We start from the raw sequence: 18,880 nt of genomic DNA on the forward strand, positions 1-18,880 counted from the left end.
TAGTGACCTTACGAAGGACACCGGGGAAAGCGAGCCGTCGACTCCGTACAGTCTCCGGCCCGTTTTCCTGGCACCCCTGAACAGAACCTCGACCGGATGCAGGCTTTCCGACTGCTCAGAGGGCTTCGCGCTTGTGGGGGTCATACAAAGTCGTCAGGTGAGAGCCAGCTCACATCGGTGGCTCGCACATGCCCTGCCCGGAGTAATCCGCAGGGTCAGACGGCGGCCCACGGCGATCGTTTCGACCGTGTCGTCGGCGCGGACGACTCCGCGCACCGGGTGGTCCCAGGTCAGCTCCAGCGGCGTGCCGGTGCGGGGCGGCTCGCTGACGGTGAGGGTAGCGGTACGGCCGTGGCGGCGGAGCAGCACGCTCGCGCCGGCGGACACGGTCAGCCGCCCCGCCGTGCCCGCGGCCCAGAAGGTGGCGGCGGTGAGGCCGAGGGAGGGGAGGTGGACGGCCTGGCGGCCGGCGTCGTTGGCGAGCACCGACAGCCAGCCGGGGTCGGCGGCGCGGGCCGCGACGGTCCGGCGCGTGGCTCCGGGCAGGACGACGTACAGGTAGCCGGCGTCCACCGGGTCGGTGCCGTGGTCGAGCCAGAGGGTCTGCCAGCGGCGGGTGCGGCGCTCCGTCGTGCTGGTGGTGTTGATGTCGGACCAGGCGCCGCTGCGGTCCTCGCGCAGGGTGCGCAGGTCGCCGTGGGGGACCAGCCAGCCGCCGTGCCCCTCCAGGTGGGCCCAGCCCCGGCCGCGTACGAAGGTCTGGGTGCCGTCCTCCCCCAGGTTGCGGTTGTCGACGACCGTCTCGACCGGCACGCCGTCCGCGCAGGTGATCCCGGCCCCCAGACAGATCACCGCGTCGGCCGCGCAGAACCAGGACTTGCGTGCCTGGAGGGTCGAGTCGAGGCCCTTGAGGTGCTGGCCGATCGCCGCGTACTCGCCGTCGGTGGTGCCGCCGACCCAGCGCACGTCGGGCTTGGGGGCGCCCCACTCGCCGCCCGCGCGGTCGGCCAGGCGCTTGGTGGAGACGGTGGTGCCGGGCAGCCGGTACCAGTCCACCGTCGGCCAGAACCAGTCCGTGTACTGGTCGGCGGGCCGTCCGGCGGGCCACCAGTACAGCATTCCGGCGCCGGTGTGCCAGCCGCGCGGGTTCTCGCCGTTGCCGCATTCGTAGTACGTGATGCGGTCGCTGCACAGGGAGAGCGCGGCGGTGAAGCCGGGGCGGCGGTGCACGGCCCGGTCCATGGCCGGGAAGAGGCGGTGGCCGACCGGTTCGCCGGCGGCCTCGACGGGCGCGTCGGCGACCGCGTGCAGGCGGGCCAGGTCGGCGACACCGAACTGAGGGGCCGTCAGGATCGGGGTGACCGTGTCGCGTTGGATCCACCCCTTGATGCACGACTGCCAGCGCGCGCGTTCCGCCGCGCTCGCGCCGCCGGCCAGCAGGGCGATCGCGGCGATGAGCTGCGAGCCGTGGAAGTGGTCGCCGCGCAGGACGTGCTGGTCGTCGCTCTTGAGGTAACCCCGGCTGATCGCGCGGCCGTTGACGCCGTCCATCACCAACCCGTCGTGGATCAGGGGCGCGTAGGCGCGCTCGACGCTGTCGAGGACGATCTGCCGGTTCGGGTCGGTCACCTCCCAGTCGGATCCGGCCAGGAGCGTGAAGAGGCGGCCGAGCCCGTCGAGCATGACCTGGCCGTAGGTGCCCGAGTAGGCGACCCAGGTGTGCTGGACGAAGGAGCCGTCGGCGTAGAGCCCGTCGCCCGTCGTGACGTACGGGAAGACCGGCGACAGGGCGTCCCGGGCGAGGGCGATCCGCTCACCCGCCCGGCCCACGATCCCGCGCAGGGCGACCGAGCGGCACAGGTCGACGCGGTTGGCGCCGGTGGAGGTGCCGGAGTAGTCGGTGAGCATGCTGTCGGGGACGAAGTGGTCGACGGCCGCGCAGGCGGCGCCGATCTGCGCGTCGGTGAGGTGGTCGTGGAGAGCGGCCACGAGGTCCATGAGCAGGCGGGGGCTGCCGATCTGCCATTCCCACCAGTTGCCGTAGCGGGTGGTGGCGGGGTTGTAGACCGTCGCGGAGAGGTGGTCGAGGCCGCGCAGGACGTCCGCGAGGAGGGCCGGGTCGCCGGTGGAGCCGGTGCCCTGCTGGAGGTGGGCCTGCGCCATGGTCCACAGGCGGCTGTAGCTCTGGGTGATGCCGGAGGGCGGGTCGAAGGGGTGGTCCGGCCACAGGGAGGTGGCCGTCGGGGCCATGGCGGCCTGGGCCGCGCGGGCCAGGACGCCGGTCTGGGCGAGGCGGGAGGCGTACGGCTCGGCGGTGGGGTCGTAGCCGGTGCCGAGGGCGATGTCGAGCCAGCGGCGGCGCAGGGCGTCGTAGGGGTCGGCGGCGGCGGCGCGGGCGGCGGGCGCGAGGGTGGCGAGGAGGGCCGCGGTGAGCAAGACGGCTCGGCGGGTGGGTCTCGTGGAACGCCCGGGGTGTGGGTTCATGCCCTGGGCGTCTACCACCTCGGTGTCACCGCGCCAACACTTCGCGGATGACGTTGAAACCGCAATGGAATAGGTCTACGGTCGTTCTCGTTGAGTAGTTCAACATTCAACATCAGTTTCGACTCCCAGGGAGCACGTCATGGCGAACCCCGACCTGACCGCACTGACCGGCGACTACACGATCGACGCGGCCCACTCCACCATCGGCTTCACCGTCCGGCACGCCATGGTCACCAACGTCAAGGGCAAGTTCCTCGACTTCAGCGGGACGCTGCACCTGGACGGCGCCGACCCGTCCGCCTCGACGGCCTCCATCGACGTGAAGATGGACAGCATCGACACCGGGTCCGCCGACCGCGACGGCCACCTCAAGAGCGCGGACTTCTTCAAGACCGACGAGTTCCCGACCATGACGTTCCGCTCCACCAAGGCGGAGTCCCTCGGCGGGGACGACTACCGGATCACGGGTGACCTGGAGATCCTCGGCACCACCAAGCCGGTCACCATCGACCTGGAGTTCAACGGCGCCGCGAAGGACCCGTTCGGCAACGAGCGCGTCGGCTTCGAGGGCAAGGCGGAGATCCTGCGCTCGGAGTGGGGTCTGACCTGGAACGCGGCCCTGGAGACGGGCGGTGTCCTGGTCTCCGACAAGATCAAGCTGAACTTCGACATCTCGGCGATCCGCACCGCCTGAGCCACCCGTCCGCGCCCGTCCCCCTGTATCAGGAGGGCGGGCGCGCGGTCGTGTCCGTGAGGGCTTGAGACCCAGGGGGACACATGACCGTACGATCAGGACCGCAGCACTTCCCGGGTGCCGACCGCACCCACTGGTTCCAGGAGCGCTTCCCCGGCGACGCGATGGAGGTCAACGTCGTCGTCCTGCACACCACGGAGGGGCGTACGCTCCCCGACTACCAGGGCGGTGCCATCGCACCGAACCTGACGGCGGTGCCGGACCTCGCCGCGAAGAAGCTGCGCTGGTTCCAGCACTTCGACATCGACGTCTCCTCGCGCGCCCTGCGCAACGGCCCGGGCGGTGTCGAGACGAACACGCTCAACGTCTGCCAGGCCGAACTGGTCGGCACCTGCGACCCCGCCACCCACGAGAAGTGGGCCAAGGCCGGCAAGGCGCACGTCTTCTGGCCGCAGGCCCCGGACTGGGCGCTGCTCGGGCTCGCCCGGTTCCTGGCGTGGATGCACGAGGAGCACGACGTGCCGCTGCGCGGACCGGCGCTGTGGCCGCCGTATCCCGCGTCGTTCGGGAGCAAGGGCGGCCAGCGGATGAGCGGGCGTCAGTGGAACGCGTTCAAGGGCGTGTGCGGGCACAGCCACGTGCCCGAGAACGATCACGGTGACCCCGGGGCCCTGGACTTCGAGGGGCTGGTCAAGCTGGTGCGGTCGGTGCTGGACGACTGACGCGGGGCGGGCCGCGGCGGGCCCGTGATCCTCACGCGTCCCGCAGCCGGAACAGCACTCCCCCGGCCAGCAGCAGGCCCGCCGCGTACGCCGCCAGTACTCCGAGGCCCGGCCAGGGGCCAATCGGCAGGCGGTCGAAGTTCTTGGTCGCCTGGATGGACAGGGCGGCCGGCATGGGCGTCCAGCGTTGCAGACGGCGTTGCCAGGCCGGGGAGTTGAGGAGGTCGGCCACCAACGGGACGACGTAGAGCAGGCCGAGGCCCAGGGTGATGCCGCCGGCCGTGTCCCTGAGCAGGGTGGCCAGGGCGAGGCCCAGCAGCGCCACCAGGGTGAGGACGAGGACCGAGCCGCCGACCGCGCGCAGGGTGGGCCCCTCGACCGGGATGATCAGGCTCGCCGTCCACAGCGCGGCCGGGATCGCGACCGCCGCGGCGCCCGCCGTCAGCAGGGACAGCGCGGTCGCCTTCGCCGCCAGCGCCCGCCAGCGCACCGGCATCGCGGTGAGCGTCGTGCGGATCGTGCCCGTACCGTACTCCGCGCCCATCGACAGGACGCCCAGGACCAGGCAGGCGGCCTGGCCGAGCCAGACGCCCGTCAGGCTCAGTTTCACCGTGTCCTCGTGGCAGGCGCGCGGGCTCGGGCAGACCTCGGTGGTCAGCGAGGAGGCCGCCGCCGCGCCCACGGCCACCGTGAGGGCGACCGTGGCCGCCAGCAGCCACCACGTGCTGGGCAGGGTACGGAGTTTCGTCCACTCGGCGTGCAGCGCCCTCATGCGTCCCTCCGGCGCAGGCTCCAGGCGGCCAGCAGCAGGGCGGCGACCGCGTAGGCCGCGAGGACGGCGAGGCCGGGCCACGGCGAGAGCGGGTAACAGCCGCTTTCCGGGAGGCAGTTGTGCTGCACCTGGGGGTAGTGGGTCAGCCCCTGCTGGATCGCGAACCCGGCCGCCGGGGTGACCCGCAGCAGCCACTGCGCGGCGGGCAGCGGGAAGGCGAACGACAGGATCTGCGGGAGGATGACGAGGACGACGACGGTCGCGATCGCGCCGGCGGTGCTCCTGAGCGCCACTCCCACGCCCAGGGCCAGGACCGCCACCAGCGCCAGCAGGACCGCGCTGCCCGCCACCGCCCGCAGCGCGGGGTCGTCGAGGACGGAGAGGTCCGGGAAGATCGGGGGCTTGAAGCCGTTAGCGCGCAGCTGCCGCTGGGCCAGGGTGAAGCCGACGGCGGTGGCCAGGAGGCCGGTGACGAAGGTGACGGCGGCGATCACCGTGGTCTTCGCGGCCAGCACCTTCAGACGGGACGGGACCGCCGTGAACGTGGTGCGGATCAGGCCGCGTTTGTACTCGGTGGTCACGAAGAGCGCGCCCAGGGCGACCATGAACAGCACGCCCACGAAGACGCCCTGGAAGCTCATCTGGACGGTGTCGGGGCGGTTCTCGTCGGGGGCGATGTCGCCGTGCCCGACGAGGGTGTAGGTGCCGGCCCTGGCGGTGGTGCTGCCCGGCCGGACGTTGCCCGGCGGCGGGCCGTCGGGGGTCGGGCGGGGCGGACCGCCGACGTCGGCGCTCGTCCAGCGGGCGGCGGCCGAGGTCCCGTCGAGGGTGAGGTGGTCGTAGGTCGCGGTGACCTCGCCGCCACCGGACGTCTCGCTCGTGCCGCCGAAGGAGCGGTGGACGACCTGGTGGGCGGGGGTGGCCGCGAACAGGCCCGCCTGGACGGTGCGGGGCAGGCCCGGCAGCCGTACGTCGGCGATCTTCGACCAGGTGCGGCCGTTTGCCGAGGAGTAGCCGGTGAGGTGGTCGCCCTTCCTCGTCAGCCGCAGCCAGCGGGCGGCGCCGTCACTCGGACCCGCCTTGTCCTCCGTGAAGTTCCACTGCATGCGCACACCGTGTGCGGGGGTGGTCAGCACCGCCGCGTACGGCGAACCGGGGGTGAGGCTCGACTTGACGAGGACGCCGGCCTTGGCCCACGGCTCGATGGTCCGGCCGTCGGAGCTCCTGAGCCCCGTCACACGGGCCGTGATGCTGCCGTCGCCGGTCAGCGGGCGGTGGGTGAAGCGGAAGGAGTCGTCGACGACCGAGCCGCCGGGGCCGAGGACGGCGGGGCCCGAGCCGTTGGTGCTGGAGCCGCTCGCGGAGAGCTGGCAGACGACGACGATGACGACGGCGGCCACCGCGAGGACGACGGACCAGGCGCGCACGGTACGGAACTTGGTCCACTCCGCGTGCAGGAGGTGGCCGAAGTGGGCCCGCGCGGGGTGGAGTTGCGAGCGGTACGGCGTGAGGGTCGCGGTCACGGGGTCACCTCGCCGGTGTCGCCGGCCGCCGTGAACTCGGCGGCGTCCCGGGTGAGTTCCATGTACGCCTCTTCCAGCGTGGCGCGGTGGGCTCCGACCTCGGCGAAGGGGATCGCGGCGGTGGTGAGGAGTTCGACGACCCGGCGGGCGGGCAGGCCGGCGATGGTGAGGGTGTCGCGGTCGGTGACGGCGACGGTGGCGCCCTCGCGGGCGAGCAGTTCCATCGCCTGCGTACGGGCGTCGGTGCGCAGGCGTACGCGGTCGCCGGAGGCGGCGGCGAGGAGGTCGGCGACGGCCGTGTCGGCGATCAGGCGGCCCCGGCCGATGACCACCAGGTGGTCGGCGGTGTCTTCCAGTTCGCTCATGAGGTGGCTGGAGACGAGGATGGCGCGGCCCTCGGCGGCGAGGTGGCGCAGCAGTCCGCGGATCCACTGGATGCCTTCCGGATCGAGGCCGTTGACGGGCTCGTCGAGGAGGAGCACCGGTGGGTCGCCGAGCAACGCGGCGGCTATGCCGAGGCGTTGGCGCATGCCGAGGGAGTAGCCGCCGGCCCGGCGCCTGGCCGCCGTCTCCATGCCGACCTGTTCGAGGACCTCGTCCACGCGGCGGTTGGGCAGGCCGTGGGAGTGCGCCAGCCAGCGCAGGTGGTCGCGGCCGCGGCGGGCGGGGTGCAGGGCGGCGGCGTCGAGCAGGGCGCCGACCTCCAGCAGCGGGGTGCGCAGGGCGTGGTAGGGGCGGCCGCCGATGAGCGCCTCGCCCTCGTCGGGGGCGTCGAGGCCGAGGAGGGCGCGCAGGGTGGTGGACTTGCCGGCGCCGTTGGGTCCGACGAAGCCGGTGACCGTGCCGGGCTCGACCGTGAAGGACAGCCCGTCGACCGCGAGGGTCCGGCCGAACCGCTTGCGCAGCTCGCGGACTTCGATGGTTGCATCGCTCATGGGCAGCAAAGCTAGGACGACCGCCAGGGCCTGTCGTCACGCCACCGGGGTCCCTCGCAGGAGGGACGCCGGGTGGCTGAGGGGTGAGGACAATGACCGGGTGGACGAGGACACGGGACGAACCGGGGCCTCGGCACGGCGACGGGGGACGATACTGCCGGGGGCGGGGACGTGGACGAACGGGTGCGGGTCGGGGGCTCGGTGTGGCGGGCGGGGGCGGTGTTGCGGGTCGCGGGGGCGTGGTGCGGGGGTGTGGACGAACGGGTGCGGGTCGGGGGGGTCGGCTGTGCGCTGGCCGTGCTCGGGGTGGGCGAGGTGCTGGTACGTGGCTCGTTCCCCCAGTCCGGCCTCGCCGCCGCGCTGCTGCTGGCCCTCGCCACGACCCTCCCCCTCGCGTTCGTGCTGCGAGAGGGGGCGGTGCGCCTGGGAAGCGCTGCCGACCGACGCACGGCACGACCGGCAGCCGCCCGTCCCCTCCCCGTCCTCCTCCGTCCCCACGTCACCGCCGTCCTCCCCGCCCTCGCCCTGAGCGCCTGCTGCGTGCTCGCGCTCGTTCCGCTGCGGGCGCTCACCGGGGCCGGGATCATGGCGCAGTTGGGGTGTGTGTACGTGCTCGCGCGGGCGGGGCGGGCCCGGGTCGGCGGGGTGCTGGTCGTGCCGTACGCCGTCATCGCACTCGTCGGCCGGCACCAGGACACCCGCGTCGCCGCGGTCCTGGTGGCCACCCTCGCCTCGGCCGCCGCGGCGACCGGCGTCGCACGCCATGTGCGCAGCACCGCGCTGGCGCACAGCGCGACGGAGCGGGCGTTCGCGGACACGCTGCTGGAGCACGCGGCCCGGGGTGAACGGGCCAGGATCGCGCGGGAGTTGCACGACGTCGTCGCCCACCACATCTCGATGATCGCCGTCCAGGCGGAGAACGCCCGGCTGACCACCGCCGGCCTGCCGCCCGAGGGCGCCGCCCGCTTCCTGGCCATCGGCGACACCGCCCGCACCGCCCTGACGGAGATGCGCCGGCTGCTGGGCGTCCTACGCGAGGACGCGCGCGGCCCGGAGGCCGAAGTGCAGCGCAGACCGCAGCCGGGGCTCGGCCAGCTGCTGGAGCTGCTCGACGAGTCGCGGGACGCGGCCGGGTCCAGGACCCGCCTCATCGTCAGCGGACCGGTCGCCGCCCTCGACCCGGGCATCGAGGTCACCGCCTACCGGATCGTCCAGGAGGCCCTCACCAACGCCCGCCGGCACGCGCCCGGCGCCGCCGTGGACGTCGAACTCCGTTACACCGAAGAGGAGTTGGCTGTACGAGTACGGGACAACGGGCCCGGCCCGCAACGGCCCGGCTCCGCCGGACACGGCCTGCTCGGCATGCGCGAGCGCGTCGCCACCGTCGGCGGCACCCTGCGCACCGGCGCCGCCCCCGGTGGCGGCTTCCTGGTCGAGGCCCGCCTCCCCGTGCACGCGGCGGCCCTGGCATGAGCGTCCGGATCGTCGTCGCCGACGACCACGAGGTGGTCCGCGCCGGTTACGCCGGACTCCTCGCCACCCAGGCCGACTTCACCGTCGTCGGCACCGCCCGCGACGGCGCGGAGGCGGTGCGGGTGTGCCGGGAGCAGGTGCCCGACGTGGTCCTCATGGACGTACGCATGCCGGTCATGGACGGCATCCAGGCGACCGCGCGGCTCCAGGGTCCCCACGCGCCCCGGGTCCTCGTGCTCACCACCTTCGACCTGGACGAGCACGTGTACGACGCGCTGGCGGCCGGGGCGAGCGGATTCCTGCTCAAGGACGTGACGGCGGAGCGGCTGTTCGAGGCGGTACGGGTGGTCGCCGCGGGCGAGGCGCTGCTGGCGCCCGCGATCACGCGCCGCCTGATCGCCGAGTTCGCCCGGCTGCGCCCCAGGGCCCCCGCCCAGGGCACCCTCGCCGCCCTCACCCCACGCGAGACGGACGTGCTGCGCCTGCTCGCGGAGGGTCTGTCCAACCCCGAGCTCGCCGAACGGCTGCACGTGGGCGAGGAGACGGTGAAGACCCACGTCAGCCGCATCCTGTCCAAGCTGGGGCTGCGGGACCGCACGCAGGCGGTGGTGATGGCGTACGAGACGGGGCTGGTCGTGCCGCGGACGGGATGAGCGGGCTCATCCCCCGCAGGACCGGCGGATGACGCGGTCGAGGCGGGCGAACCGGGCGCGGGTGGGCACGACGGCGACGTACCGTTCGCCGCGCGGAGAGCGCAGGGCGAGGTACAGCAGGGGCGTGCCGAGGGGCGGGCGGGGCAGCCAGCAGTCGCAGACGGCGGCCCGGACGGACAGCGTGCGCACCCGGCCCGGCGCGAGGGGTCTGCCGGGCGAGGGGATGCGCAGGATGAGGTCCGGGTACCCCTCGCGGATGCCGGCGACGGCGACGAGCGAGGTGGCGGCGGCCCGCAGCGTGATGCCGAAGTACGGGTTGCCGCGGGCCGGCACGCCGACCTGCCTGATCCGCACGCCGGTGCCGGCGACCGGGGCGGGCGCCGGGGCGGACGGCCGGGGCGCGAGGAGGTAGCCGGCCGACACGGCGAGGACGACCGCGCAGGCCGAGGCGGCGACCGTCAGCCGGGCACGACGGGACAGCGCCCGCCAGCGCTGCCGCAGCGGGGGCTGGTCCGTACCGAGGACCTCGACGACGTCCCGGTCCCCCTCGGGTGACGTCACCATGCCGGGACCCCAGGGGCCGGGACCAGCCGACTGGAATCGGCCGGACGACCCCTTTTCAGCCGGCAGTTGGCGTACTCCGGGCACGCTTCGGCTCGGCGCCCCCGCGTGGGGCGGGCGACGCGCGCCGACGCGGCACCGGCCAGAGCCACCACGCCGCCGCCACCGACAGCACCGCGCCCACCGCGATCCCCTCCAGCCGGGTCGGCAGCAGGCTCTGGGCGTTCTGGCCGAAGTAGCCGAGGAGGAGGGAGAGGGCACAGGTGATGCCGGCGGCCCAGTAGGCGTAGCCGAAGGGGCGCAGCCACAGGGCGACGGCGAGGATCGCGAACATCAGCGCCACCGAGGCGTGGCCCGTGACGCCCGCCGCCGCCACCCCGGTCGCCAGCAGCGTGCCCGCGCACGCCCCGGCGAGCCGCTCGACCCCCTTGCGCAGCACGTCGGTCCGGCCGCGGTTGCCGCTCGCGGCGACGTACGCGGTGAGGACCACCCACGGCCAGTGCCCGTCGAAGAGCAGCCGGCCGAGGGCGAAGGCGGCGGCGATCCCGGTCGCCATCTGCACCGCCATCCGGGTGCTGGGGCGCGGGTGGAGACGGGAGGGGCGGCGCGGCGGCTCGGGGACCCGCTGCGCGGGCCAGGGGCCGTACCGGTCGCCGAGCCCCTGCACCAGCCAGACGTATCCGCACACCAGCGCCCCGATCAGCGCCGACCAGAACCAGGTCACCAGCTCGCCCTGTGCCTCGCGGGGCAGCGCCGGGCCGGGGACGACGAGCAGGGCGACCAGCGGGAGGGTCATCAGCGTGCCGGCCTTCGTGGCGACGGGCCCGAACCGGCGGATCCAGATGGCCAGCGCCATCCACGCTGTGTAGACGGCGGCGCCGAGCGCGTAGTGGGAGGCGATCAGCCGGCCGACGAAGATCGAGGCGCCGGCCGTCGCGGGCAGCAGCACCAGCGAGGTGAGCCGGCGCCGGGTGTCGGCGGTGCGCTGGGTCGAGAACAGGGTGAGGGTCAGGGAGACCGCGAGGACCAGCACGTCGGTGTAAGTCCGGCGGCGCCCTCCAGCGCGAGGGCGGTGCCCCAGCTGAGCAGGACGGCGGTGATCGCAAGAGCCGCTTGGTACGCGTTGCGTATTAGTTTTGCGGTCACTCGCCAGATATTACGGGGGTTATGGCGCCACAGATAGTAAGTCACTGCGTACTAATGCGTACGATCTCTGTCATGAGCCACCGCCCAGAAGCCGACGCCCCAACCCCAGCCCCGGCCGTTTTCGACGCCGAAGCCGCCCGTCTCCGTCGCGGAGTGCTGCGTCTCAACCGTCGGCTGCGCCGGGAACGCGGCGAGGGGAGCCTCAGCGCCAACCAGCTGCTGGTGCTCGGCCATCTGCACCGGCACGGCCCCGCCACGCCCGGCGAGGTCGCGGCGGCCGAGCGGCTGCGGCCCCAGTCGCTCACCCGGGTCTTCGCCGAGCTGGAGACGGAGGGCCTGATCGTGCGCGAACCGGGCCCGACCGACCGCCGTCGGTCCGTGCTGACGCTCACCGCGCGGGGGCGGGCCGCGCTGGAGCGGGACATGGCCGAGCGCGACGCCTGGCTGGCGGGCGCGCTGACGTCGTTGAACCGCACCGAGCGGGGGGTGCTGGAGCTGGCGGCGGCGCTCATGGAGCGGCTCGCGGACCAGGGCTGAGGCCACCGGCCACCGCTCGTGGACCGGCCCTGGCAAGAGCCGGACGGAACCGGCCGGTCCGGCTCAGAACCCTCCGCCGAAGTCCCCTCCCCCGCCCCCGTCCCCGCCGAAGTCCCCGCCGTCGCCGAAGCCGCCGCCGAAGTCGCCGGGGTCGAAGTCCGCGCCGGAGACGTCACCGCCGTCGTAGCCGCCGTACGCGCCGAAGTCCCCGTATCCGGAGCCGTAGTCGGCCGCGTAGGACGGGGCCGCCATCATGCCGCCCAGGACGGTGCCGACGAGAAGGCCGGGGAGCAGGCCACCACCGAAGTAGCCGCCGGCCCAGGGGCCGTAGGCGGGACCGGCGTCCCAGTAGGGCCGGCGGCCGTAGTCGGTGTCGACCTCGCGGACGACGGGGTCGCGGCCGTCGGCGAGGCGGGTGGCGTCGGCCGCGCAGACCGGGACCGCGCGCGGGGCGCCGCCCGGGGGCGTCCAGGTGGCGTCGGCGACGGACGGCCCGTGGCGGGGGTCGAAGAAGCAGGGCGGCCGGCGCTCGGGCAGCGGGCGGCCCTCGCGGCGGGCGGCGAGCTGGGCGAGCGAGAAGCGGCCGTCCTCCAGGGCCTGGGTGACGGCCCGGACGTCCTCCGGTTTCGCGGCGGCCGCCATGGCGGACTTCGCCTGTTCGTAGGCGTCCAGGGCGCGCTCGTAGTCGGCGCGCATCGCGTCGTCGGCGCCCGCCTCCGCCGGGTGGAAGTCGAGGCGGTCCAGTTCCTCGCCGAAGGCGGTGATGTCCTCGTCGACCACCACGCGGAGCCGTTCCAGGGCGGCGCGCTGTTCCTCGGCCCTGCGGCGCCGGTTGCGGCGGACGAGGGTGTACGCCCCCGCCCCACCGGCCACCAGCACCACGCCCACGCCGATCAGCGCGCCGGCGGACACCCCGCCGCCGCTGCCGGACGACGAGCCCCAGGAGGCGGGCGCCGAACCGCCCATGTTGGCCAGGGCCCGGTCGGCGAAGTCGTCGAGCTGGGTCCCGGCGTCCTCGCCCTGGACGCTGGTGACGAGGTTCTGCCGGGCGGTGGCGGACATCACCGTGGCGTCGGCGCGGGCGTCGAAGCGGTCGCCGAGGCGGATGCCGTAGAGGCCGGTGACGCCGGTGGCGGTGCGCAGGTTCGCGAAGAGGTTCTCGGTGGGGTAGCCGGCGGGCAGGACGACGATGAACAGCGGTTTGTCGGCGTCCTTGATCTTCTTGGCCAGGGCGTCCGCGTCGCCGGTGGACAGCTGGGCGGAGGCCGCCGGGTCGACGTAGACCGGGCTCTCGCGCAGGGCCTGGGCGATCGTCGAGACGCTCGTGGCGGCGGAGGCGGGCGGGGCGCCCGCCGACAGCACGGCCAGGGCCACGAGCGCCAGGGCGAGGAGCAGCCCTGGGAGGCTTCGGGTCCGTACGGGGGCCTGCGCGCCGGCCTTCATACCTCGACGCTACCCGAACCCTCCCAGAGCCGACGCGTCAGGCGGCCCGGTACGCCGCCGTCAGTTTCTCGACCGCCGCCCCGTACCGCCCGGTGAGCGAGAGATGGTCGGCGTCGGCGAACGGTTTCGCGACCGCCTCCGTCAGGTGCTCGCCCACCTTCTGCTGGACGATCAGCCGGGCCTTGGTGACGAGCGCGCGGCCGGCCTGGTCCGCTCCGGCGCGTTCGGCCGCGGCCGCCGCGACGGCGAGCGCCTTCAGCGTGGCCGCGCCGCCCGAGGGCACCCTGGTCTTCGTCGTCAGCCCCCAGCCGTACGGGAACTGCGGGTCGTACGACGCGTCGCCGACGTTGATCGGCAGCTGCGCCTCGGACTTCGGCCAGGTGACGGGGAGCCGGCCGGTGAAGGGCCGCTTGCCGTAGAGCACGTCGGCCACGCCGTCGCCCTCCGTGCCCGGCAGCCAGGAGGCGACCAGCGCGTCGATCTCGCCGAGCCGGTCGCCGATCAGCAGCGGGCGCCCGGAGACGATCAGCACCGCGCACTTCATGGCCGCGCAGACCTTGTCGACGGCGGCCTGGTCGGCAGCGGACAGCTGGAGGCTGTGGCCGTTGCCGACGTCGCCGACGCCCTCGGCGTACGGGGTCTCGCCGACGACGACCACGCCGACGTCGTGACCGCTCGTCGGGGCGGAGGCGTCCTTGGAGTAGGTGACGTCTCCGGCACCCGCGTCCTTGCGCAGGGCGTCCAGGATGGTCGTGCCCTGGGTGTGGGTGCCGGACGCGCCCTGCCAGGTGATGGTCCAGCCGCCGGTCTGGTTGCCGAGGTCGTCGGCGTTGGACCCGGCGACGTACACCTTCTGGTTCCTCCTCAGCGGCAGCACGCCTCCGCTGTTCTTCAGCAGCACCTGCGACTCGGCGGCGGCCTGCCGGGCCACGGCCCGGTGCGCGGCGGAGCCGATCGCGGAGGCGCCCGCGGTGTCGGCGTACGGGTGCTCGAAGAGCCCGAGCCGGAACTTCTGCGTGAGGATGCGCGCCACGGCGTCGTCGATCCGCTTCTCGCTGACGCGTCCCGCCTGCACCTCGGCGGTCAGGGCGGAGGTGAAGTCCTTGTAGCCGTACGGCACCATCATCATGTCCACGCCCGCGTTCACGGCCGTGCGGACCTGCGCCGGGTAGTCGCCGGGGAGCTGGTCGATGGCGTTCCAGTCGCTGATGACGAACCCGTCGAAGCCCATCCGGCCCTTGAGCACGCCGTTGATCATGTCGGCGCGGGCGTGCATCTTCACCGGGCCCTGGCCGTCGCCGAGGATGTCCAGGGAGGAGTACGAGGGCATGACCGAGCCGACGCCCCGGTCGACGGCGGTCCGGTACGGCGCCAGGTGGACGGCCTCCAGCTGCTGCCGGGTGACCTTGGTGACGCCCTGGTCGATGGTGTACGAGCCGGTGGTGGAGGAGCCGTACTCGGTGCCGCCGTCGCCGACGAAGTGCTTGGCGGTGGCGAGGACCTTGTCGTTGCGGTCCAAGTCCCGTCCGTCGGCGCGTCCTTGGAGACCCTGGATGATCGTCTCCATGGACTGGACGAGGGCGGGATCCTCGCCGAAGGACTCGTAGGAGCGGCCCCAGCGCTCGTCGCGGGAGACGCAGAGGCAGGGGGCGAAGTCCCAGGGGATGCCGGTGGCGCGGACCTCGGAGGCGGTCACCGCTCCCGCCCGCTCGGCGAGTTGCGGGTCACGGCTCGCGCCGAGGCCGATGTTGTGGGGCATGATCGTGGCGCCGGCCAGGTTGTTGTGGCCGTGGACGGCGTCGACGCCGTAGATGAGCGGGATCTGCAAGCGGGTGGCCTGGGCGCGGAGTTGGAAGCCGTCGATCATCCTGGCCCAGGCGGCGGGGGTGTTGGGCGTGGGGGTCGAGCCGCCGCCGGACAGCAGGGAGCCGAGGTCGTACGCCGTGACGTCGGCACCCTCCCCGACGGCCCCGCGCTCGGCCTGGGTCATCTGGCCGGCCTTCTCCGCCAGGGTCATCCGGGACAGGAGGTCGGCGACGCGCTTCCGCACCGGCAACTTCGCGTCGAGGTACGGCAGTCCGTGGGCGTCGATGACGACCTGCGGGGGCTCGGCGGGCGGCTTGGCGCCGGTGACCGTGAGCTTCAGCGGGATCGTCTCGGCGGATTCGGCGGAGCGGTCCTTCAGGGTGGGGACCTTGATGGTGCGCGTCGCGCCGGAGGCGGTGCCCGCGGGGAAGGTGAGGGTGCCGGAGACCGGGGTGTAGTCCTTGCCGGGGTCGGCGGTGCCGGTCGTGGCGGTCTCGTAGGCGACGGTGACGGGTTCGTCGACGGGCGCCGACCCGGTGGTGCCGAGGGTGACCTCGACGGTGGCCGTGCCGCCCTCCTTGACCGGGTAGACGGCGGCGTCGGTCGTCACGCTCGCCCGCAGGGACTGGTCGGCCTTGCCGTACAACTCGACGTCGTCCATGGCGAACCGGCCCTTGACGCCGACGGGGAGGGTGACGGCGTACCCCCACATCGCGGTCAGTCCGAGGACGTGGTCGATGCCGCCGACAGGCTGGTAGTCGGTGCGGTAGGCGAAGTCGGTGAAGGGGATCTCGACCTGCTTCCAGCCCGTCCAGTCGTCGGTGAAGGAGGTCGCCCACAGCTCGGACGCCTCGCCGTTCGCGCCGCCGTCCTTGATCTCGAAGGCGATCTTCTTGCCGTTGCCCTGGCCGTCCCACCAGAACCGGATGCCCTTGTGGGCGGACCAGTCGTGGGCGGGGCCGTCGGCCGCGTAGTCGTGGGTGAAGCCGCCGTAGCCGCTGATGTCGTAGGTGCCGGTGAGGACCTTCGCGCCCTCGGGGGCGTCGGGGGTGGCGGTCAGCTCCAGCGCGGGCGGGTCGTCGCTGTCGCCGCCCCAGGTGAAGATGCCCTCGGCGGGCTGGGCGGCGAAGGGGACCTCGCCCTCGAAGCGGTCGACGGGGGCGGGCGGGGGGTCGTCGGCGGCGACCGCGTGCGCGGAGGCGAGCGGCAGCAGGCCGGTCAGCAGGGCGGCGGAGGCGAGCAGGGCGGTTCTTCGCATGACCTTCCCTCAACTCTCTTATCCGTCTTACGACTTATTTCACCCCGTGAGTTAACGGGCGACCCGCCAGGTCGTCAAGACGCCGCGCAGCCCCCGAGTCACCGCGGCCGACTTTGCCCGGGACCGCGGCGGGGTAAAGGAGGCGTATGACTGACGGGGGGTACGCGTGGACGGACGAGGGTGAGCGGACCGTCTACCGGCGGGCCGTCCTCGACTGCCTGGACGACCACCGCCTGAGCGAACTGCTGGAACGACGACCTGCGGTCACGCGGGAGGTCGTCGCGGAGGCGATGTGTGCGGCACCGTACGTGGGGAGGGTGCTGGAGGGCGAGGGGCCGAGGGTCTGGCATCGCTGCTACCGGTGGGTGCACCGGGTGGGTGCGCCGTACCGGTGGGTGATGCCGGCACGGGAGTCGCCGCGGGAGCTTCTCGGGGACGACGACGTCACATGGCGGCTCATGCTCGGCGGCCTCACGGCGGCCTGGATCGCCGTCTTCAGGGACTGGTGGTCTCTGGCTGCCGGGGGCGCCCTGCTCCTCCTCGTCGGCATCCCCCTCCGCCGCTTCCTGCGCCGGGTCGTGCGGGGCCTTCCCGCTCCGCGCAAGCGTGCGGCGCAGGCCGTGGCGCTCGCGCCGTGGGCGTTCGTGCTCTGGCTCGTGGACGAGTGGGCCAAGGCGCGCTGGCTCGGGGAGATGCGCGGCAACGGGCTCGACCGGGAGGTGGCGCGGGCAGTCGAGGACTTCCTCGGTGAGGACGCCGGCACGCTCCTGGTCACCAGCGCCCACGAGGGCCTGAGTTCCCCACGCCACAGGTCCTACTTCGTCGGGATCGGCCCCGCGGTCGAACTGGAACGGAAGATGAGCCAGTTGTCGGGCGGCGCGATCGCCCTGAGCGGGCCGCGTGGGGTGGGCAAGACGACGCTCATGGAACACAGCGTGCGGGAGCGGGACTTCGCGGTCTTCGCGCACGCTCCGGCCACCTACACGCCGTACGACTTCCTGACCTCGCTGTTCGTGAGTGTGTGCCGGGCATACGTCATCCGGGCCGGGTACAGCGCACCGGAGTTCGTGCGGCTATCCTACCTGCGTCGCCTGGGCCGTCCGTTCCGGCGCCTGAGCGGGCGGCTCGCCCATGTGCTCGTCGCCGTCGCGCTCCTGGCCCTCGGCCTGTTCGGCGCGACCAGGCGGTCACTCGACGATGTGCAGGGGGCCTGGGTGAGGCGCCTTCTGGTGCCCGGCTGGGAGCGGGTCGCCGGTTTCGTGGAGGACCTGTTCGCCGGCGCGAGGCCGACGGTGGCGCTGTGTCTCGCCCTCGCCGCCGTGCTGTCGTTGGCGGTGCGCGAGTACCGGGTGACCGCCTATGTGCTGAGGCAGGCCGGCAAGGCCCTGACGCTGCTCGTCACCAGCGGACTTCTCCTGGGCGCGCTGCTCCTCCTCGGGTGGACCTCCCCATGGCCGGTCGTCGTGGCTCTCGCCTGGGTCGTGTGCTGGTACTTCTACCTCGACGCCTCGACCAGGCCGACGCTGCGCATAGGCCAGTGGGCCGGGGACAAGGGCCGGCTGTTCGGCCCGCCCACCAAACTGCTCCCCTTCCTCTTCGTCGCGCTGCTCCTCTACGACGAGTCCGCCCGTACGCCGGTCGCCGACAACCACCACGCGGTCAGCCTCGGCCTGCTCATGCTCGGTGTGCTCCTGTTCAACCACGAGCGCGGCGCCTTCTCCCTCCCCCACCCCCCACCCCCGCTCGTCACCGCCTGCCGCAACCACCTCTACCGCCTGCAGACCGTCCAGAGCTCCAGCGCGGGACTCACCACCGGCGCCACCCGGTTCCTCGCCCTCGGGTCCGCGCACAGCACCTCGCTGACCACCGTGCCGCCCAACTACCCCGCCCTCGTGGGTGAGTTCAGGGCACTGCTCGCCGAGATCGGGCGGGACGAGCACACGAAGGGCAACCGGGTCGTCGTCGCCATCGACGAAGTCGACCGGCTCGGCAGCGACACGCAGGCCCTCGCCTTCCTGGCCGAGATCAAGGCGATCCTCGGGGTGCCGCACGTGCACTACCTGATCTCCGTCGCCGAGGACGTGGGCGCCGCCTTCGTCCGGCGCGGGCTGCCGAACCGGGACGTGACCGACAGCTCCCTCGACGACGTGGTCCACGTCCGCCGGTGCACGCTCGCGGAGTCCGCGGAGATCCTCCGCGCACGCGCGCCGGGCATCGGCGACGCCTACATCGTGCTGGCCCACGCCCTGTCCGGCGGCATCCCCCGCGACCTGATCCGCTACGGCCGCCGGCTGCTGGAGATCCGGCTCGTCACGGAGCAGGTCGAACTCCCGGACGTGGCACAGACGTTGATCATCGAGGAGCTGTCGGAGACGCTCGCCGGCTTCCGTACGCTGCTCGCCAAGCAGCACTGGACGCCGGGCACCCAGGGCGTGCTGGGCTCGTTCCGCAGTCTCGCCGCGCATCTGCGGGTCGCCTGTCCGTGCCCGGAGCCGGTGGAGCAACTGCGGGGCGCGCTCACGCACTTCGTGGCGTACGAGGTGGACGGTCTGCCCGAGGAGTCCCGCGGGCTGATCGACGAGGCCGCCGCCTACGCCTACCTCTCGCTCACCCTGCTGGACATCTTCGGCGCGCCCGGCTTCACCCTGCGCCGGGCCGAGGCCGCGCGCCGTTCTCCCGACGGCAACCCCGACCTGCTCGCCGAGGCCCGCCAGGAGCTCGCCGTGTCGCCGTACAGCGCGCGCCCCGTCATCGACGGCATCCGGCGGGCCTGGCTGCTGGAGCCGGTGTCCGGGCAGGGGCCGCGGCCGGCGGTGACGATCCCGCCGCCCCGCGGCACGGCCTGTACGGCGGGACACCGTCCCGTCGGCTGA

The 18,880-nt window shown here is 73.4% G+C and carries 14 protein-coding genes; 6 read left to right on the forward strand and 8 right to left on the reverse strand.

Annotated elements, in window-relative coordinates:
* Positions 1–153: 153 nt before the first annotated feature.
* Positions 154–2,484, reverse strand: coding sequence for a polysaccharide lyase 8 family protein (locus ACYF6T_RS24900; RefSeq protein WP_461699083.1), 2,331 nt, complete (start codon positions 2,482–2,484; stop codon positions 154–156).
* A 139-nt stretch (positions 2,485–2,623) separates the two neighbouring features.
* Here ACYF6T_RS24900 and ACYF6T_RS24905 point away from each other — a divergent pair, with 139 nt between their 5' ends.
* Together ACYF6T_RS24905 and ACYF6T_RS24910 are read left to right on the forward strand one after the other, a co-directional pair.
* Positions 2,624–3,178, forward strand: coding sequence for a YceI family protein (locus ACYF6T_RS24905; protein WP_461699084.1), 555 nt, complete (start codon positions 2,624–2,626; stop codon positions 3,176–3,178).
* 83 nt (positions 3,179–3,261) lie between these two features.
* Positions 3,262–3,900, forward strand: coding sequence for a hypothetical protein (locus ACYF6T_RS24910; RefSeq protein ID WP_461699086.1), 639 nt, complete (start codon positions 3,262–3,264; stop codon positions 3,898–3,900).
* Between the two features lie 31 nt (positions 3,901–3,931).
* Here the strand turns inward: ACYF6T_RS24910 and ACYF6T_RS24915 are convergent, their stop codons facing one another.
* Genes ACYF6T_RS24915 through ACYF6T_RS24925 form a run of 3 tightly spaced genes read right to left on the reverse strand, consistent with a single transcriptional unit; the run spans position 3,932 to position 7,130 of the window.
* Positions 3,932–4,672 (reverse strand): ABC transporter permease, encoded by a 741-nt coding sequence (locus ACYF6T_RS24915; RefSeq protein ID WP_461699088.1) that lies wholly within the window; start codon positions 4,670–4,672, stop codon positions 3,932–3,934.
* A complete protein-coding gene (locus ACYF6T_RS24920; protein ID WP_461699089.1) occupies positions 4,669–6,195 on the reverse strand; it encodes a DUF1349 domain-containing protein in 1,527 nt (508 codons plus the stop codon). The genes ACYF6T_RS24915 and ACYF6T_RS24920 overlap by 4 nt, the downstream gene beginning before the upstream one ends.
* Positions 6,192–7,130: an ABC transporter ATP-binding protein gene (locus ACYF6T_RS24925; RefSeq protein WP_461699090.1), complete on the reverse strand. Its 939-nt coding sequence runs from the start codon at positions 7,128–7,130 to the stop codon at positions 6,192–6,194. Before ACYF6T_RS24925 ends, ACYF6T_RS24920 begins: the two co-directional genes overlap by 4 nt.
* Before the next feature lie 291 nt (positions 7,131–7,421).
* Between ACYF6T_RS24925 and ACYF6T_RS24930 the strand changes: the two genes are divergently transcribed.
* Together ACYF6T_RS24930 and ACYF6T_RS24935 are read left to right on the forward strand one after the other, a co-directional pair.
* On the forward strand, positions 7,422–8,603 hold the full coding sequence (locus ACYF6T_RS24930; protein WP_461699115.1) for a sensor histidine kinase: 1,182 nt from the start codon (positions 7,422–7,424) through the stop codon (positions 8,601–8,603).
* The gene (locus tag ACYF6T_RS24935) at positions 8,600–9,256 is read left to right on the forward strand and encodes a response regulator (protein ID WP_461699091.1); all 657 of its coding nucleotides are present in this window, start codon (positions 8,600–8,602) and stop codon (positions 9,254–9,256) included. The genes ACYF6T_RS24930 and ACYF6T_RS24935 overlap by 4 nt, the downstream gene beginning before the upstream one ends.
* A gap of 6 nt (positions 9,257–9,262) precedes the next feature.
* On the opposite strand, the gene ACYF6T_RS24940 is transcribed toward ACYF6T_RS24935, so the two are convergent.
* Both ACYF6T_RS24940 and ACYF6T_RS24945 read right to left on the reverse strand, forming a co-directional pair.
* Positions 9,263–9,820 (reverse strand): hypothetical protein, encoded by a 558-nt coding sequence (locus ACYF6T_RS24940; protein ID WP_461699092.1) that lies wholly within the window; start codon positions 9,818–9,820, stop codon positions 9,263–9,265.
* 55 nt (positions 9,821–9,875) lie between these two features.
* Positions 9,876–10,850: an FUSC family protein gene (locus tag ACYF6T_RS24945; protein ID WP_461699093.1), complete on the reverse strand. Its 975-nt coding sequence runs from the start codon at positions 10,848–10,850 to the stop codon at positions 9,876–9,878.
* Between the two features lie 185 nt (positions 10,851–11,035).
* Between ACYF6T_RS24945 and ACYF6T_RS24950 the strand changes: the two genes are divergently transcribed.
* Positions 11,036–11,500: a MarR family winged helix-turn-helix transcriptional regulator gene (locus ACYF6T_RS24950; protein WP_461699094.1), complete on the forward strand. Its 465-nt coding sequence runs from the start codon at positions 11,036–11,038 to the stop codon at positions 11,498–11,500.
* 63 nt (positions 11,501–11,563) lie between these two features.
* On the opposite strand, the gene ACYF6T_RS24955 is transcribed toward ACYF6T_RS24950, so the two are convergent.
* Together ACYF6T_RS24955 and ACYF6T_RS24960 are read right to left on the reverse strand one after the other, a co-directional pair.
* Positions 11,564–12,943 carry a hypothetical protein gene (locus ACYF6T_RS24955; RefSeq protein WP_461699095.1) on the reverse strand — a complete coding sequence of 460 codons (1,380 nt, stop codon included), beginning with the start codon at positions 12,941–12,943 and terminating at the stop codon, positions 11,564–11,566.
* 37 nt (positions 12,944–12,980) lie between these two features.
* Positions 12,981–16,007, reverse strand: a complete 3,027-nt coding sequence (locus tag ACYF6T_RS24960) for a glycoside hydrolase family 3 protein (RefSeq protein ID WP_461699097.1) — start codon at positions 16,005–16,007, stop codon at positions 12,981–12,983.
* 146 nt (positions 16,008–16,153) lie between these two features.
* On the opposite strand from ACYF6T_RS24960, the gene ACYF6T_RS24965 reads away from it, so the two are divergent.
* Positions 16,154–18,880 (forward strand): hypothetical protein, encoded by a 2,727-nt coding sequence (locus tag ACYF6T_RS24965; RefSeq protein ID WP_461699098.1) that lies wholly within the window; start codon positions 16,154–16,156, stop codon positions 18,878–18,880.

The sequence above is a fragment of the Streptomyces sp. 7R007 genome, assembly GCF_054850255.1.